We start from the raw sequence: 18,096 nt of genomic DNA, 5'->3' as shown, positions 1-18,096 counted from the left end.
TTATCTCATCTTATTTAGATACTCTAGGTCACACACCATATGTATTTAGATCACTGTCAACCAATGGTTAGATATGAAAAACTGATGAATATAATCTAGATTTATCTAATTAAAATTTGAACTATTTATAATATGCTTTTTTACACTAAAAATTATTTTATACGCAAATCATAATCCCTCTAAAGCCTTTGTGCTGCTAGAAAGCCATATATCTAGGCATAGTAGCGTCCACAGCTACACGTGAGTTACAAAGGAGCAAACTCCATTGCCTTAAATTCCAGCAAGGGTGGCCCTGATAATGGAATTTTGAAATCAATCAATGAAATCAATAAATAATTGGTATTTACCAGAGTAACCAAATATGTTCAATGCCACTGAAATTTTAATTGATGCCTTTGTAAATGAAATTCGAGAAGGCTACCGTCGCACCTATGGCTGCTTCAAAAATGATTATCAGGACATTATCGCCTGGGCTGGTAACATGGCTTTGGAAAACATTGCCAATAGCGATGCCCTTTATCACAATGTCGAACACACTGTCCTTGTCACCCTAGTGGGTCAAGAAATCTTACGTGGCAAACACATTAGAGAAGGCGGTGTTTCCAGCGAAGACTGGTTGCATTGTATTATCTCCTTAGTGTGTCATGATATTGGCTACGTTAAGGGAGTTTGCCGACAAGATCGAGAAGCAGCAGACTTATATGCCACAGGTAAAAATGGCAAAATGATTTCTGTAGCTCCTGGCGCTTCTGATGCCAGTCTCACGCCGTATCATGTTGATAGAGCCAAGCTTTTTATTGATGAGCGTTTTGGAGGTCACAAGTTAATAGATGCTGAGGCAATTAAGAGCAATATTGAATTGACTCGATTTCCCGTACCTGCGGCAGAAGATCATCAAGATACAAAGTGCTTTGCAGGATTAGTACGTGCTGCTGATTTAATTGGTCAACTAAGCGACCCGCGTTACTTGAAGAAAATTACTTCTTTATTTTACGAGTTTGAAGAAACTGGTGTAAATAAAGTTTTGGGCTATAAAACCCCTGCCGATTTACGTAATAACTACGCGAAGTTTTACTGGAATGGTGTCTATCCCTATATCCAAGAGGGACTGCACTATCTGTCACTGACACAACAGGGAAAACAAATTCTCGCTAATCTCTACTCAAATGTGTTTGTTGTAGAACATGAAAAACAACAGCAAGAACAGCAGCGGTATTTAGAGAAGTTAGAAGTTGGGAGTTAGGAGTTAGGAGTTGAGAGTTGGGAGTTGGGAGTTAGGAGTTGGGAGTTGGGAGTTAAGAATTATTAATCATGAGTTATGAATTAAGATAAAAGTTTAATAACTCATAAGTCATAATTTATAACTCCTAACTACTATGGATTGGTGGCGACGACTGAAGAAAAATCCTTTGGCACGATTTGGGGCAATTTTGCTTTTAATTTTCTACATAGCAGTAATTGCGGCTGATTTCGTGGCTCCTTATGATCCCTATGCTTCACAGCCGAATGGTTCACTGCTGCCACCAACTAAGATACACTGGGTTTCTCAGTCAGGGCAGTTTATCGGGCCCCATGTTTATCCCACGACTCAGGGAGACACTAATTTAGAAACAGGCGATCGCAAACTCATTGTAGACTTGACAAAGCCCTCACCCCTGCGTCTATTTGTCTCTGGGCCAGAATACCGCTTGTTGCAGATGAGTTTGCCGCTACCCCCAAATTGGGATGAAGTCACAATCTTTCCTGGTATCCCTTTAAATTGGCATTTATTTGGCACAACAAGCGGTGCAAAAGTCAATATATTGGGGACTGATGACCAAGGCCGCGACCAATTTAGTCGCCTTCTACATGGCGGTCGCATCAGTATGTTTATCGGTATTTTTGGCATTATCATTACCTATCCCCTCGGTTTGCTCATAGGGGGGATTTCCGGCTATTTCGGCGGTGTCACTGATAGCCTCATTATGCGCTTGGCAGAAGTGCTAATGACCTTCCCTAGTATTTATCTTTTGGTGACTTTGGGAGCAGTCTTACCAGCTGGTTTAAGCAGTACCCAGCGATTTTTGCTGATTGTGGTGATTACTTCGGTTATTAGCTGGGCTGGTTTAGCACGGGTCATTCGAGGACAGGTACTATCAATTAAAGAGCGAGAATTTGTCCAAGCGTCACGCGCGATGGGCGGGAACCCAATTTATATCATCCTCCGCCACGTTTTGCCACAAACGGCTAGTTATGTAATTATCTCTGCGACTCTTGCAATTCCCAGCTTTATTGGCGCAGAAGCGATATTGAGTCTCATCGGTTTGGGAATTCAACAACCAGACCCCTCTTGGGGAAATATGCTTTCTCTAGCGAGCAATGCTTCAATTTTGGTGTTGCAACCTTGGTTAATTTGGCCGCCGGCTGTGCTGATTATCCTGACAGTGTTGGCATTCAATTTACTTGGTGATGGGCTGAGAGATGCACTTGACCCACGTAGTTTAAGAAGATAAGCCCTCAATAATAGCAAATGCGATCGCTGAAATAACAAATGCGATCGCAGAAGTAGCAAATGGAGTCGCTGAAATAGCAAATGCGAACCCCGAAATAGCAAATGCGATCGCCGAAATAACAAATGCGTACTCCGAAGTAGCAAATGCGATCGCCGAAGTAACAAATGCGAACGCTGAAATAGCAAATGCGTACTCCGAAATAGCAAATGCGATCGCTAAAATAACAAATGCTGTCGCCGAAATAGCAAATGCGATCGCTTTACTCTACTGCTGCAAAACCCAACGGCGAAAAAGTTCTACCATAATCCGCCAACTTCCCTGAGTTTCCTCAACGACATCATGACGCTTCAGAGTATTCAGTGCTTCCTGTAAATCAGCGTCATTCATACCTGTAGACTGAGCTAAGGCATCCAGACTTACCCCTTCTGGGTGAGGTGCAAGCACTTGTACAATTGCTTGTTGACCCTCAGCACCCCGCGCTGCCTGACCCCAAACTCCATCAAAGTAGTAGCGTCCCCGCTTGAAAAACTCAGGGTCATTGATAACTGCTTCCACATCTTCTAGAGTGAAAACTGGGTCATGCGATCGCCCTTGCTCAAAAACAAAGTCATTGTAGCCGCGCACTAGCTGAAAACCCAGCAGTTGCACTAAATATGGTTGACCGTGTGTCAAAGCATAAATTTCATCTAAAGCTTCCGGGATGTAGTCGAGGGGGAAGTCTTCATTACCTGGGTTAGCTAGAATTTGGCGCGTAGCTGCACGTTCTTGAAAGCTGACATGGATATTAATTAAGCTTCCAAAGAATGGATGAAAGTAATTTGCTGTCATCTCCTCTAAAGTGTGCAAACCAGCAAAGGCAAAAGCGACTTTACAACTCATTTGCACCAACCCTCGCAGATAACCCATAAAGTCTGAAGGTATTTTGCCAGCATCAATCAATTCTTCAATCTTCTCGAATTCGTCTAAGGCAATAATTAGCCCACCTTCTAAATTTGATTCCGCTTGTTTCAAATACCGTTCAAAAGTTCGGTAGGGAAGATTCAGCAAATCACAATCAGCAGGAGGTGCAAGTTGTACAGCTTGAGAGATTTCATCACTAATTGCCATTAATACTTCACCAACACCTTGAGGGCTATCTCCCAAACGCAGTAAATTGACATATGCTAGCTTGATTCCTGACCCTAGACGGTTAGTAGCATTAAGCAAGATAGAGGTTTTGCCCATGCGCCTGTGACCGTAGATAACTACAGACTGAAGTTGATAACCCAGCACCCAAAGTTCTTGTAGTTGCTTGATAACATCTTCTCGCCCAATGAAAAGGTTTCCTTGAACGGGATCGCCAACTATGTAGGGATTAGCCACACGATGATCGATGCGAACTTGCCCTACCTCAGTAGCTACATCCATTAGGGCTACTGACCAATTAATCGTTATTTTTTTGATTAGCTCTCGTTCAAGTTCAGGTAAAATATCATAATTGTCTCGCAAACTTTTAAGTTCTCCAATAGCACGGCTGAGGGCAAAGGCTCTGGCAGAACGAGACGAACTATCCCTAATAACTTTGATATCTTCTGCAACTCGACGCAAACTAGCAATTGCCTTCCAAGTCTCCGGGCGTAACAAACGTTCTATTGGAAAATTTTGTATTTTAAGGGCAGCAATATTATTTAAATTCTTAGCTCTATCAAAGTTAAACAAAGTTCGAGTAAGAATATACATCTCTGACCCATGATTTAGAGAACGTACAGCAGCAAAAGCTTCTGTGGACTCACGAAGATTTTTTTGATGTAAAAACCAAAATCCAGCAGCAGTAGCAGCAGCAGGAGTATCCAATCGATACGATAGAGGAAATAGATAACCACAAAGACAACGAATCAATTCCCAATTGTAAGGAGGTTCGGCCAATTGTGCTACACGATATACTACTTGGTCTAAATCTGTTTCAGCTAAAACTTGATTAAGAGCTTTGATAATAGGTATAAATTGAAAAGTATAAGAAAAAAGTTTTTTACCATTTATTGCTCCTTCTTCCCAATTATGATGTAACCAAATTTTCAATTGTTCAGATAGATAGGGAAAAGGTATTGGAGTTACATGGGGAAATTGCTGCCCTCTATTATCGTTACATAAGTTTTTTTTTCTAAATAAACTTAAAAGCCAGTCATCAGGACGTAAGAATATAAAACATACAACTAATATGGAGGCAATACCTGATAATAAAATAAATAGTGTAGATTTTACTAATCCAAACTCAACTGGAAGATTTTGAAAAATGACTAGAAAATTCGTTATAATAAATGCAAATATAAATATGCTAATTATAAAAAATGATTCAATATTTGCTACATCTACTAGAATTACAACAGCTGTTTGAATAGATATACTTAACCAAATAAATCGTAATATTGAGAAAATTAAAGTAGTTAATATATCTGACGATTGTTCTTTGGATGGCAAAGCACTAATACTATAAAATAGATTAAAAGTAATACTTAAATTGATAAATAAAGGTAGCCCCCAACTTATCCAGCTTTTTAAAATTTCTATATAATAATTATTTCTATTCGATTCATAACTAGACAGATAAAATAGATATAAGAATAAAAAATAACCAATAAATATTAAAGAAATGCCAGCTAATACATATAAATAATTTAATGTAAAACCTATTTTTTGTAAAATAAAGACCTGACCTAATGCTAGAATAATCGCTAATATTAAACCCTGTAAAAATAATTTACCTATAGTCTTATTAGGCAATAATCCCCAAGCATTCTTCCAATTCAGATTTTCAGGAATAAAAAATCCTTCCGGCAAGTTTTGTGTGTACCAAAGTGTATACCATCGTAAAGCTTGGGGAAAGAAAAATACCCAGTGCAATAGGCGCATATAATCCAAGGGATTCCAAAGTGACAGAGGTCGCCTCAATTTAGGTGCTAATTCTAAGCGAGGTACAGCGAGGTATTGGGTCATTATTCAGTCTCCTTCTTTACCTGTAAAAAAACCTAATTCCCTAAATTACCTTCCTTTGCAAAGGAGATGTAAAGCACTATATTTCATTGCAAACTCTCCACATACCGCGAATAAGTTCGATAACACATTTGCATGAGTTTTCGAGGATGTCCGCCACTTTCTTGGATGAGTTGGATGATTTCTTCTTCAGTAAAACTAACTGAAGTTCTAGCCAAACGGTTGGTAATAAAAGCACGGATAGTAGCTTCATCCCAAGGATGAATGTGTTCCTCTTGGCAAATACCTGCTAACGGAGAAGTATTACCTTGCTCCTGACTATCATTAAATAGGTTGTTTAGGGGTTCGATGGCAGCTAAAATCAGCTTTAACGGAGCATTACCTCCTTCAGCTAAACCGCGCAAATAATCCCTTATGTTGCGAGTAAAACCTTCGCCTGTAAGTTTTCCTACATTGTCTATAGCCAGTAGTATTTTACAACTTCGCAAATTGCGAGTTAACTGATAGTCTTTACTTTCGGGTATACCAATCTCGTAGCACAAGGCACTATAAAATTGACTTTCATTATGAAGTAAATTCAAGTCTAAGAAAACTGGCTGACGTTTAACGTTTAGACGAGTTTCTGCTTCTTGGCGAATCATCAATAGCAGCGAGGATTTTCCGATTGCCTCTTCACCAATTAAAACAACACTACTACCGCTATTCAACACCTCAAATACTCGCCGAATTTCGCCCTCTCGGTCAAAGAATAGATACTTTTCTTCGACTCTGCCATTAAGGGGAATGAAGGGATTATGATTTCGTTGTAATAGATTATCTGACTGTGATTCATCTCCTTGTGCTAGATTAATTGGCTCTACAATTGATTGTTGGGAAGGTAAAGTTGTTTCTGAATGCTGTTGATAATGATATTTAATTTGATTTTTAAAATTTCTCTTATTAACTTTTATCCCTAAATCTTTTGTAATCTTTTTGCATAAATTTGCACCTGCATCTCTCAAATATTGCTCAGAGAGAATAGTCTGAGTAGCAATATCTGAATAAATCTGACCTTCCCAGATTCCTAAAAAAAGCTGTTCTTCCAATTCATTTAAGACTTGATTAGTCTTTTTAGCAAACAGCGCATTAATGAATGCTAACGCTTGTTTTGAGTCCATTAGGCGTAATTGAATTGGCAGAGCGAAGTCAAAATCAGCCATTAGTGTAATACTTTACCCTACAAACCTACATTTGCCTACTTTCCCTTACAACAATTTAATCACTCAAACTTCCTACTAGCGCCTACCTATAGAGCCTGTGTCTCAAGTGATGATGGTGTTACAGCACAAAAGTTGAGGAGTTTGAGAAATGACAACTTTTAGACAACAGCTTGCACTTGTTCTTATCGCTGCCACCGCCACCATAGTAGCTGCCGGAGTGCCTGCCATAATGGGGCTTGGGAACAAACCTTCTCTAGAGTCACCCTCTGTCATCGCCACTTCTACAACGTGTGATAAAGTTACTGTGGCTAAAGTATGCGTTGATAATCTTACAGTGCAGTTTAATAGCAACGAACCTCAGCAAGTAAAAAATAGCGATCGCATACCTTTAAAAGCCGGAGATATTCTAAGATTATCAAATCTAACCTATTGCATACCATCTAAAGCTCCGGTCAATCGAGTAGAAGTAAAAGTTTATCTGTTTCCAAATGGAGTTGAGAGTTATAAAAATGGACTTTCCACTCCTAGTAACTTCCCAATTAATGCTGCTTGTCATAATATTGGTAATTTTCAACAAACTTGGACGCTTGAACCAGGACAGCACCGAGTTAGCATCCCTATTATCAAATATGTTGGCAGCAACAGAGTTGTAGAAAATAGTTTCTATTTTAACTTAGACGTTGGACGGTAATTTCAGTCTTATATTTAAAAGCGAAAGAGAGTAATAGTTTTATGGCTTACAGCGAGTTTAGTTTAGCTAAAGCAAAACAAGACTTTAGTTTAAGCACATTAGAAAAACGCAATATCTTCGCTGGTGTTTCTGAATTAACAGCGAGTAATTTACTTGGAGAAACACTCAACTATAATCTCGATATTGCTTTAGGAAGTAATAGCGAAAAAGCTCGTTTTAATTATTGCTCCCATTTTAGTTGATTTACGCCGACAATTACACGAACAAGTTAGTTTATTTTCTGGAGTAGATTTTACTGTCGATAATAGCAAAGGATTAAACGGCACTTGCGATTTTATTATTACCAAATCTCCAGAAATTCTAATTTTGACAGTACCAGTAATTACAGTTGTAGAAGCTAAAAAAGAAAATATTAATGGGGGTTTGGGTCAGTGTGCGGCGGAAATGGTAGCAGCCCAAATATTTAATGAGCAAGCTGCAACTGAGATTAAAACAATTTACGGTGCAGTTACAACAGGCAGTATTTGGCAATTCTTGAAATTAGAAGAACAAACATTGACCATTGATTTAAGCGAATATTATCTCAAAGATGTGAATAAAATTCTTGGGATTTTAGCCAGTAGTATTTCTCAAGAAGGTTAACAAAATGTCAAACAGCTTAATATCGAATTCGCGGATCTACATAAGCATTTAAAATATCAATCAAAATACTGGCACTGACAACGATCGCACCAAAAAATACTAGCACTCCCTGAACTGTGGGATAATCACGATCTGCGATCGCTTGATACAGTCGATTAGCTAACCCAGGCCAAGAAAATGTTACCTCTGTCAAAATCGCTCCACCCAACAGAGACGCAAAGGTTAATCCCAAGACTGTAATTACTGGAATTAAAGCATTTTTTAAAGCGTGAGAGGCTAAAATCTTATTTTCACCAATACCCCTAGCTCTAGCTGCTTCTACATAATCTGCTTGCAAGGTTTGCTTTAAATTCACTCGCACAATTCGCTCAAAAATCCCACTGAGCAAAATTCCTAGTGTGAGACTCGGTAGGGCAAGATGGTGCAAAGATGTGAAAAACTGAGTGAAGTTTCCACCGAGTAAGCTATCAATTGTATACAATCCAGTGACAGTAGTGGGAGCCGGAAGATTGGGTGGAAAGCGGTTGGAATTGGGAAACCAACCCAATTGGACTGAGAAAATCAACTGCAAAAGCATTCCCGCCCAAAACATGGGGAGTGCGTAGGTGATGATCCCAAATAAGCGCCCACCGACATCAAAATATGTCCCAGGACGAGACGCGGAAAGAGTCCCGACTGCAATTCCAACGATGAGTGCAACTGCCATACTAGATACTGCTAACTCCACCGTCGCCGGGAAATATTGCCCAATTATGTCCCAAACATTCTGTCCGCGACTCATTAAAGAAGTTCCCAAGTCAAAGCGTAGTATGCTTCCTAAATAGTTTAGGTACTGTAGCCACAGGGGAAGGTTTAAACCAAGTTGTTTTCGCAATTCCTCTTTAGCAGCTTCTGGCGCACGTCCACCGAGAATTGCATCTGCTGGATCTCCTGGTGTTGCTCTTAGTAAAAGAAATACAATCGTGATGATTGTTAATAGCTGAAGTGGCGCGAGAAGTAACCGAGAAACAATGTAATACTGTAAAGCTTTAGAACGAGACATAAGCAATTCAAAATTTAAAATGCAGTTTTTAGAATTATCTTAGCTATTAACTAGAAATATATTGAGCATAAAATATTTTATTTAATAGTCAAAAGTCAATGGTCAACAGTTATTACTAATGACCAATGACCAATGACTACTTTTTAATTCTTTGATAAACCAGAATTTGGGTAGGATTAAGTTGTACGCTGCTCACACCATTTCGGGCAAATACATAGTCTTTGCTTTGCCATAAAGGAACATAAGGTACATCAGTCGCTACTTGCGTTTGAATTTCGGTAAAAATTTTCTGACGCGCTTCGGGATTTAGTTCTTTGCGTTGCTGATCAATCAGTTTATTCATGGCTTCGCTATAGTAAAACGAACCCTGAGTTTGACTGCCTCCATCTTCGCATCCTTTAGCAACTGAACCTTTGTCACAAGACAAAAACGGTTGAACGTAATTATCTGGGTCTAAAAAGTCTGGATACCAATCAAGTAAAGCTGCTGGATATAATCCCTTGGAAATGTCTTTAAAAAAGGCTGGCCCTTCCGCTTGGGTGACTTCAAATTGCAGAATTCCATCCATCTTGGCATCAACAAGGGATTTGAGTGTCTGTGCTGCCAAACTCCGAGTAGGCGAACTCGAAGGATACCAAATTTGTACTTTTGCGGGATTTTCTTTGGAGAAACCAGCAGTAGTTAATAATTTTTTAGCTTGCTCAAAGTTAGCATCGCCATATTTATCTTTAAATAATGGCTGGGAAACATTGAATGTCGTGGGAATCATGCTATAGAGCGGATCTGCTTGACCAAGTAAGGCTCGCTGATTTAAAAGTGGACGGTCAATGATTGATGCGATCGCTTGTCTTACCTCTGGTTTATCTAAAGGCTGCTGATTCCGGTTTAATACCATATAACTTACTACGCTACCTTGAGCAGCGATCGCTTGCCAATCTCCTTTTTTAGCACCTTCTTCTAAGCTACGATTTTGATCTGGCTGTAGCGACAGATAAGCTACATCGATTGCGCCTGTACGGAAAGCATTGAACAAATTAACGGGACTAGTTTGAATTTGGAGATTAACACCCTTGTTAGCTGGTTTTTCTCCCCAATACTTATCAAATGCATCAAATCGTATTGAATCAGTACCATACTGCGCTAACTTGTAAGGGCCAGTCCCCACAAAAATATTCGGCTTGAATTTACCTGCACCGAGTTCGTAGGCTTTTGGCGAAACTGCACACACCCCAGGAAACGCTAACAGTGAAGGAAATGCTGCAAAGGGCTTTTTCAGCTTAATGCTTAACTCATACTCGCCTTTGGTAGTTACCGAATCTACTATATCACCTAGTAAAAAAGAGGGTTTTCCTTTATTTTGAATAAAGCGGTTGATGGTAAACGCCATTGCTTGGGCATTGAAGGGAGTTCCATCGTGAAAAACTACACCCTGACGTAAGGGGATGGTATAAGTTAAGCCATCTTGACTAACCTTAGGTAATGCTGTAGCTAGCTGGGGTTTAATTTCTGTGCTTCCTGGTTCGTAGGTGTAGAGGCGATCGCTCATATTAAACACCAAACCTAAGGATGCTAACTCATAAGTATCAGCCGGATCAAGGGTTCTCGGTTTCGCTGTTGTACCTATAGTAATACGACCATCACCTGTAGGGCTATTCACAGAACCCGATGGTGGCGTAGTTGGCTGTGGGCGAGGAGTGCAACTAACAACTAAACATAAACATAGACAGAACAAAGATAGGAATTGTGTAATCCTACCCCACCGTTTCACGGACAAGGAAAACCAGGTCATAGCAATAAAATATTTAATATCAGCGGTCAGCAATTTTACTACATTTGTGAATATTGTGCTTGATTTTTACAATTAATTACAGCAATGTCTGTGGCTAAGTATACGTATTACGTATATAGATAAACATAACTTGCAGCCAGATATGAAAAAATTTTCTAGATATTATGACTGAGTTGGCAACTAACTCTAAAATTTATGCCGACTACTCAACTTCATAGTTAAGTTTATTGCTTTTGTGCAATCGCACTATTTGTTACCAAAAAACAGTAACAAATAGATAAACTTTGGTATTCGTTAAGTAATAAAAAGCTTTTATTTAATTAAGATTTTAAACATTGACTAAATTTGTCGTAAATTCATAATTACTAGTGAATAGATTTGTTAAGCTTTGACGGTAGGCCAAGTAGTGTACATTAAAACTTTGCATGTTGCTACTGGGGTACAAACACCCGTGAAGTTGTTTTTCGTAGAGAACGGCTACATGGTTTTACTTACAAATCTAGTGTTTATACATCAGCGAATAAAGCGATCGCAATATCGTAAACAACAGATTGAAAGTCTAAAAGTGAGACTAAGAGCGTGAAGTATTTCTTTCTATCTGAGGGATGGGCAGTTGCTAGAGTCTGGGCATCTGATGGACTCTGGCAAATAACTGCATGGCGACGTCAACCAGATATTCAGCGAATGAATATTTGTTTAGTGGAACAAAACGAATTGCTATGGCTTTATCGAGTTGAAGAAGCCGTTTTAACAGTGGAAGTGAAGCCAACAACACCTGTAATTGCCAGTAAGACCATAGGCCAAGTAGTACTCAAGCGTCTGATGAGCGCCGAACAGGTAATCGAACGCCTGGGTACAGCTGAGGCCAAGTGTCACCTGCAAAACATCCAATTGGTGGTTCAGTAGATAGTGGGTCAAAGAGGCAGAGGGGCAGGGGGCAAGGGGGAGAATGAGATGAGAATTTATCTCTTTCTCCCTACTCCCCAATTCCCCTCATCAAGAAAAGATAAGCAAATTTAATCCCCGACAGGGATTGGTAGCGAAAAAACTTTGAGATGCTACGCGATCGCATCAATTTACACGCTTGCAAACAATTCCATCAATAGTTACACTTTTTAAAACATTCTCATTTTTGCTTAGTGATGGCTACCCTACAGGGTAAATCTCCCGAAGCGAGTAAGCATTGCCAAAGCACCCACGTTGTCTGACTTAATAAGACTAGGCTGTGGTAAGGTTCTGGCTGTGGCAATAACAAAAAACAAGAGAGAGTTTTCTGAGTGGCGAGTTTCGTTTCTCAGAATCTCAGTAAGAAAATTGCTTTGTAAACTAACTCATCGAGGAGGAGCGTAGTCGATGGGACTACCCTGGTACCGAGTACATACAGTCGTTCTGAATGATCCAGGGCGACTGATTTCTGTACACCTGATGCACACAGCCTTAGTAGCAGGCTGGGCTGGTTCGATGGCACTCTACGAACTAGCTGTTTTTGACCCTAGCGATCCAGTTCTCAACCCAATGTGGCGTCAAGGAATGTTCGTCCTGCCATTCATGTCACGTTTGGGTGTTACCCAATCTTGGGGTGGTTGGAGCGTTACTGGTGGCCCAGCAACCGATCCTGGCTTCTGGTCATTTGAAGGTGTTGCTGCGGCTCACATTGTTCTTTCCGGTCTTTTGTTCATGGCTGCCGTATGGCACTGGGTTTACTGGGATTTGGAACTCTTTAGAGATCCCCGCACTGGTGAACCCGCTTTAGATTTGCCAAAAATGTTTGGCATTCACCTGTTCTTATCTGGTCTACTTTGTTTTGGATTTGGTGCTTTTCACCTCACCGGACTATTTGGCCCAGGCATGTGGGTTACTGACCCCTACGGTATAACTGGAGCCGCGCAAGCAGTCGCACCAGAATGGGGCCCAGATGGTTTTAACCCATATAACCCTGGTGGCATTGTGGCTCACCACATTGCTGCTGGCGTTGTTGGTATTATTGCAGGCTTATTCCACCTCACAGTCAGACCCCCCGAACGGCTCTACAAAGCCCTACGGATGGGGAACATTGAAACAGTACTTTCTAGCAGTATTGCAGCAGTTTTCTTTGCTGCTTTCGTTGTTGCTGGTACTATGTGGTACGGTAATGCCGCCACCCCCATCGAATTGTTTGGCCCAACCCGCTATCAATGGGATCAAGGCTACTTCCGTCAAGAAATTCAGCAACGCGTCCAAACAAGTGTTGCCCAAGGTGCAACCCTTGAACAAGCTTGGTCGCAGATTCCCGAAAAGCTGGCTTTCTATGATTACGTAGGTAATAGCCCCGCCAAAGGCGGTCTATTCCGTACAGGGCCGATGGTTAAGGGTGATGGCATTGCTCAGTCTTGGCAAGGTCACGCCGTATTCAAAGATTCTGAAGGAAGGGAATTGACCGTGCGTCGTCTCCCCAACTTCTTTGAAACCTTCCCAGTGATTTTGACCGACGCAGATGGAATTGTCCGCGCTGACATTCCCTTCCGTCGGGCAGAATCTAAGTATAGCTTCGAGCAATCTGGTGTCACCGTCAGCTTCTATGGTGGCGATCTGAATGGTAAAACCTTTACAGAACCAGCTGATGTGAAGAAGTATGCCCGGAAAGCTCAAGGCGGTGAAATCTTTGAATTTGACCGGGAAACCTTGAACTCTGATGGTGTATTCCGCACCAGTCCTAGAGGTTGGTTTACCTTTGGACATGCAGTATTTGCTCTGTTGTTCTTCTTTGGTCACCTCTGGCACGGCTCTCGGACGATCTACCGAGACGTATTTGCTGGTGTTGATGCGGATCTAGAAGAGCAAGTTGAGTGGGGTCTTTTCCAGAAAGTGGGTGACAAGTCAACCCGCCGGAAGGAAGCTCTCTAATTTCAGGGCTGAGTTATGAGTGCTGAGTTCCGAGTTAAGGCTCTAACTCAGCACTCAGGCGACTCAGCATTAAAAACTTTAATTACTGGCTCGATAGGCAGGAAATCTTAATATGGAAAGCGTTGCGTACATCTTGATTTTTACTCTGTGTATAGGTACTCTCTTCTTTGCGATCGCATTTCGCGAACCCCCTCGCTTTGAAAAACCAAAAGATAAGTAGATCCTATATACCAGACCTTTAAGCGGATTTAATGTTAGTATCCGTTGCTACGATCCTTAGTAGCAACGGATATTATCTTGTATGTCCTTTGTTGGTTTTAACTACTAAGTAAACAACCAATCATTTTTAATATTGTGATATAATTTCCAATCTTGGGAGTAGATATGTGTTAATACTAGCTTTTCTGCGCTAGGATGAAAATGGATGTTAATGTAAGCTGCCATAAAACTGTTTGCATAGCACATCGCGCTTGTCGCACAACCTTTACGGAGACTAGAACCAGGAACAAATCAGCATGGTCAATCAGAATTTAACCGCTACAGAAATTGGATTCACTCACGAAGATTTCGCTGCTCTACTTGACAAATACGATTATCATTTTAGCCCTGGTGATGTTGTCCCAGGAACAGTTTTCAGTATAGAGCCGCGCGGCGCTCTGATTGACATTGGTGCTAAAACCGCAGCATATATTCCTATACAAGAAATGTCTATTAACCGGGTAGATAGCCCGGAAGAAGTCTTACAGTCAAACGAAACGCGAGAATTTTTCATCCTTACCGATGAAAACGAAGATGGTCAATTAACCCTTTCCATTCGCCGTATTGAATATATGCGGGCTTGGGAGCGCGTGCGACAGTTGCAAGCAGAAGATGCTACTGTCCGTTCTGGCGTATTTGCAACCAATCGCGGTGGAGCATTGGTACGAATTGAGGGATTACGTGGCTTTATCCCCGGTTCTCATATCAGTACCCGCAAACCTAAAGAAGAATTGGTAGGCGAAGATTTACCATTGAAATTCCTAGAGGTGGACGAAGAACGTAACCGCTTAGTTCTATCTCACCGTCGGGCACTGGTTGAGCGCAAGATGAACCGCCTAGAAGTCGGCGAAGTAGTAATTGGTACAGTTCGTGGCATCAAGCCCTACGGTGCTTTCATCGATATTGGCGGCGTCAGTGGTCTACTGCACATTTCTGAAATTTCCCACGAACATATTGATACACCTCATAGCGTGTTCAATGTCAATGATGAAGTGAAAGTTATGATCATTGACTTGGATGCAGAAAGAGGTCGAATTTCGCTATCTACCAAGCAGCTAGAACCCGAACCCGGTGACATGATTAAAAACCGGGATTTGGTCTACGATAAGGCAGAAGAAATGGCTGCTAAGTATCGTGAACAGCTACTAGCCAAGCAACAAGGTGCTACTGCTGCGGCTGCTGCACCTGTGGAAGTTGTAGCAGAAGAAGATATTCCACCAGCAGCGGAACTTGAAGAGGAGATTCCACCAGCAGTGGAACTTGAAGAAGAAATTCCACCAGCAGCAGAACTTGAGGAAGTAACTCCAGTAGTTGCGGAAATTGAAGAAGAGATTCCAGCAGCGACGGAAACTGAAGAGGAAATTCCAGCAGCTATTGAAGAATAATACATTTTATAGTTTTACTTGTTTTTAAGTAAGAGTATTAAATAATTGGATAAAGAGGGTTTTTCCCTCTTTTTTTATGTGGAGAATTGGTAATAGTTAGGAGTTAATAGTTAATAATAAAAACTCATAACTCTTCATTTCTAACTAAATAAGTGGGGTGAAATATTGTGGCAACCATTAAATGTAGAAACATCACTTTTGATAATATTCAGGCAATTTTGTTTGACAAAAATGGTACTCTAGAAGATTCAGAAACGTACTTGCGATCGCTTGCACAAAGAGCAGCAAGGTTAATAGATGCTCAAGTTCCCGGTATTGGGGAACCGCTATTAATGGCATTTGGCATCAATGGGAATATTCTCGATCCGGCGGGTTTGATATCAGTAGCGAGTCGCCGTGAAACAGAAGTTGCGGCTGCGGCATATATTGCCGAAACAGGAAGAGGATGGTTTGAGTCCTTAAAAATAGCCCGTCAAGCTTTAGATGAAGCAGAAAAATACATTGAAAAAACTCCTTCACCGCTGTTTGTGGGTAGCTTAGACTTGTTGAAATATCTACGAGAAGGGGGTTTGAAACTTGGTATCCTCTCAGCTGCAACAAGCGATGAAGTACATAAGTTTGTAAAGAATCACCAATTAAATGATTATATCCAGTTGGAAATGGGAGTAGATGAGGGGCCAAGTAAACCAGATCCAATGCTATTTTTGCAAGCTTGCCAAGCTTTGGGAGTCGAACCAGGCGCTACATTGATGGTGGGTGATTCAGTTGGTGATATGCAAATGGCGCGTGATGCTAAAGCCGCAGGTTGTATTGGTATCACTTGGGTGAGTAAGTCGGATAATGTCCGAGGTGCGAATGTGGTGATTAATCAACTTGATGAAATCCAGATTTTAGAAAATTAAGTTATAACAGTTTTCAATTACGTGAAGTAGCAGCGTTACAAGCAACAAATGACGATCGCATTCCATCACGATTTTAGTATTGTGAAGTGATGCTCGCTCTAGCCTACTTGAGATTAAAATCCCCAGCAAATAGCTGAATTACACAGCGATTAACTAGGGGTTTTGACCCTTGCGAAACTGACAAAAGTCTAAATTGAATAAGACACTGGAAAGGACTTTGCATCCTTTGGCTTCACATAGACTCGCTGTTGAGGTTCTAACTCTAATTGGTTAAAGCGATCGCGTGTTAAATGTGCCATCAACACTTGCCCGTCATCGAAAGTTAATTCCACCTGAATTTCCCAACCCAAATGTATCAATCGGCTCACTGTAGCAGCCGTAGTGGCACCGTTGGCAACCTTTTCCAAAATTACATCTTGCGGACGCAAAAATACTTGTGGGTGTGGCGCATCATATCCGCTACTTTGAAAAATCTTTGAGTTGCTGGGTAATACATTCACTGGGCCTATGAAGCTCATCACAAATGCTGTGGCAGGATTATCGTAAATTTCTGCTGGTGTACCCACCTGTTCCACACGCCCTTTATTCATGACCACAACCTCATCGGAGACTTCCATTGCTTCCTCTTGGTCGTGGGTGACGAAAACCGTGGTAACATGAACCTCATCATGGAGGCGGCGTAACCATGCCCGTAAGTCTTTGCGGACTTTAGCATCAAGTGCGCCAAAGGGTTCATCTAGCAGTAATACTTCGGGTTCTACTGCCAGTGCCCTTGCTAATGCGACCCGTTGTCTTTGACCACCAGAAAGTTGTGATGGATAGCGATCGCCTAATCCGCTCAATTGCACCAATTCTAGTAACTGTTCTACCCGCCCCTTAATTTTCTTTGGCTGTGCTTTACGAATTTCTAAGCCAAAGGCAATATTCTGCTTGACAGTCAGATGCTTGAATAGGGCATAGTGCTGAAACACAAACCCAATATTCCGCTGTTGCACGCTTTGGTACGTAGCGTCCTTACCAGTAAGCAGGATTTTACCGCTATCTGGCATTTCTAAACCTGAAATTAACCGTAGTAGCGTAGATTTACCTGATCCCGATGGTCCGAGCAACGCAACTAGCGAACCACTCTTAATTTCCAGGCTGACCTGATCAACTGCTTTGAAACTCCCGAATTGTTTGGAGACATTCTCAACTACTATGCCCACTGCCTCTGTACCTCTGCAACTAAATCTACAGATCCTTGATAGGATTACTGTGTCTTACATATACCATACATAATTATTTGTAGATGAACAAGATTTAGCTACCGCAACTGCCGCAATCGAGGAAGTTACAATCAGCACCACTACAATCTAGAGAATCACAATCAGCAACGCCACAATCAGGAATCATGCTAACCATCTCGGCACAATTGCATCCCAAATCGGCACAATCAAAACAGTAGGTATTGCTGTTGCTAATAAATGAAGATTTTTGAGCAACTTTACCAGATGCTTTTTGTCGTGGCTGCTTACCTGCTTTTTCGTCCTCTGTGGGTTCTTCTGAATTCTCAATTTGCGTAGAGACATAGCGGCTTGCTGCAAGGCATCGCAAAATTTGATTAGCTTGCTTGCAAGCTTGAAATCGTTCACGGGTATTGATAAAAGCTTCTTTTAACCCTTCTTTAGCAATTACCCGCTTGAAGTATCCAGAGCAAGATTCACCGCCATATAACAAGCGATGAGCGCAAGCAAAGCCTTTGTGTGGGGAAATATGCTTTTGATAGCCAGTAATTGCGGCAATGCTGACTTGTCTGCTAAGAGAATCGAACAAAGAATGCTGCATATTCGGGACTAGGCAATTT

General features: G+C 41.2%; 14 protein-coding genes and 1 pseudogene. 9 read left to right on the top strand and 6 right to left on the bottom strand.

The annotated features are described in order from the left end of the window. Positions 1-361 precede the first annotated feature (361 nt). Both ACEYW6_RS16950 and ACEYW6_RS16945 read left to right on the top strand, forming a co-directional pair. A complete protein-coding gene (locus tag ACEYW6_RS16950) occupies positions 362-1,243 on the top strand; it encodes an Npun_R2479 family HD domain-containing metalloprotein (RefSeq protein WP_412980614.1) in 882 nt (293 codons plus the stop codon). Between the two features lie 133 nt (positions 1,244-1,376). Next, positions 1,377-2,492, top strand: a complete 1,116-nt coding sequence (locus ACEYW6_RS16945) for an ABC transporter permease (protein WP_196512485.1) — start codon at positions 1,377-1,379, stop codon at positions 2,490-2,492. A 264-nt stretch (positions 2,493-2,756) separates the two neighbouring features. On the opposite strand, the gene ACEYW6_RS16940 is transcribed toward ACEYW6_RS16945, so the two are convergent. Both ACEYW6_RS16940 and ACEYW6_RS16935 read right to left on the bottom strand, forming a co-directional pair. Then, the gene (locus tag ACEYW6_RS16940; RefSeq protein ID WP_412980613.1) at positions 2,757-5,465 is read right to left on the bottom strand and encodes an ATP-binding protein; all 2,709 of its coding nucleotides are present in this window, start codon (positions 5,463-5,465) and stop codon (positions 2,757-2,759) included. Between the two features lie 83 nt (positions 5,466-5,548). After that, a complete protein-coding gene (locus ACEYW6_RS16935; RefSeq protein ID WP_412980612.1) occupies positions 5,549-6,661 on the bottom strand; it encodes an AAA family ATPase in 1,113 nt (370 codons plus the stop codon). A gap of 148 nt (positions 6,662-6,809) precedes the next feature. On the opposite strand from ACEYW6_RS16935, the gene ACEYW6_RS16930 reads away from it, so the two are divergent. Then, a complete protein-coding gene (locus ACEYW6_RS16930; RefSeq protein WP_412980611.1) occupies positions 6,810-7,352 on the top strand; it encodes a hypothetical protein in 543 nt (180 codons plus the stop codon). A 41-nt stretch (positions 7,353-7,393) separates the two neighbouring features. Next, a pseudogene (locus ACEYW6_RS16925) lies at positions 7,394-7,994 on the top strand (hypothetical protein). Between the two features lie 16 nt (positions 7,995-8,010). Here ACEYW6_RS16925 and ACEYW6_RS16920 read toward each other — a convergent pair. Together ACEYW6_RS16920 and ACEYW6_RS16915 are read right to left on the bottom strand one after the other, a co-directional pair. Next, a complete protein-coding gene (locus ACEYW6_RS16920; protein WP_196512486.1) occupies positions 8,011-9,036 on the bottom strand; it encodes an ABC transporter permease in 1,026 nt (341 codons plus the stop codon). 136 nt (positions 9,037-9,172) lie between these two features. Further along, positions 9,173-10,825, bottom strand: a complete 1,653-nt coding sequence (locus tag ACEYW6_RS16915; RefSeq protein ID WP_412980610.1) for an ABC transporter substrate-binding protein — start codon at positions 10,823-10,825, stop codon at positions 9,173-9,175. A 579-nt stretch (positions 10,826-11,404) separates the two neighbouring features. Here ACEYW6_RS16915 and ACEYW6_RS16910 point away from each other — a divergent pair. The 5 genes from ACEYW6_RS16910 to ACEYW6_RS16890 all read left to right on the top strand — a co-directional run bounded on the left by ACEYW6_RS16910 (position 11,405) and on the right by ACEYW6_RS16890 (position 16,253). After that, the gene (locus ACEYW6_RS16910; RefSeq protein ID WP_196512488.1) at positions 11,405-11,731 is read left to right on the top strand and encodes a hypothetical protein; all 327 of its coding nucleotides are present in this window, start codon (positions 11,405-11,407) and stop codon (positions 11,729-11,731) included. 447 nt (positions 11,732-12,178) lie between these two features. Next, positions 12,179-13,708 (top strand): photosystem II chlorophyll-binding protein CP47, encoded by a 1,530-nt coding sequence (gene psbB / locus ACEYW6_RS16905; protein WP_412980609.1) that lies wholly within the window; start codon positions 12,179-12,181, stop codon positions 13,706-13,708. Between the two features lie 112 nt (positions 13,709-13,820). Continuing rightward, complete coding sequence (locus ACEYW6_RS16900; RefSeq protein ID WP_084227385.1) at positions 13,821-13,928, top strand: photosystem II reaction center protein T; 108 nt, start codon at positions 13,821-13,823, stop codon at positions 13,926-13,928. 295 nt (positions 13,929-14,223) lie between these two features. Further along, positions 14,224-15,351, top strand: coding sequence for a 30S ribosomal protein S1 (locus tag ACEYW6_RS16895; RefSeq protein WP_196512490.1), 1,128 nt, complete (start codon positions 14,224-14,226; stop codon positions 15,349-15,351). A 167-nt stretch (positions 15,352-15,518) separates the two neighbouring features. Continuing rightward, positions 15,519-16,253: an HAD family hydrolase gene (locus ACEYW6_RS16890; protein WP_412980608.1), complete on the top strand. Its 735-nt coding sequence runs from the start codon at positions 15,519-15,521 to the stop codon at positions 16,251-16,253. Between the two features lie 188 nt (positions 16,254-16,441). Here the strand turns inward: ACEYW6_RS16890 and ACEYW6_RS16885 are convergent, their stop codons facing one another. Beyond that, a complete protein-coding gene (locus ACEYW6_RS16885; protein WP_190890660.1) occupies positions 16,442-17,458 on the bottom strand; it encodes a sulfate/molybdate ABC transporter ATP-binding protein in 1,017 nt (338 codons plus the stop codon). 94 nt (positions 17,459-17,552) lie between these two features. Continuing rightward, a complete protein-coding gene (yidD, locus tag ACEYW6_RS16880) occupies positions 17,553-18,077 on the bottom strand; it encodes a membrane protein insertion efficiency factor YidD (protein ID WP_412980607.1) in 525 nt (174 codons plus the stop codon). Between the last annotated feature and the right edge of the window lie 19 nt (positions 18,078-18,096).

The organism is Nostoc sp. UIC 10607 (assembly GCF_047228265.1).
In the GTDB taxonomy this organism is placed as follows: Bacteria; Cyanobacteriota; Cyanobacteriia; order Cyanobacteriales; family Nostocaceae; genus Nostoc; species Nostoc foliaceum_A.
Note: the sequence above shows the minus strand (reverse complement) of the source record. Positions and strands in the feature narration are given on the sequence as shown.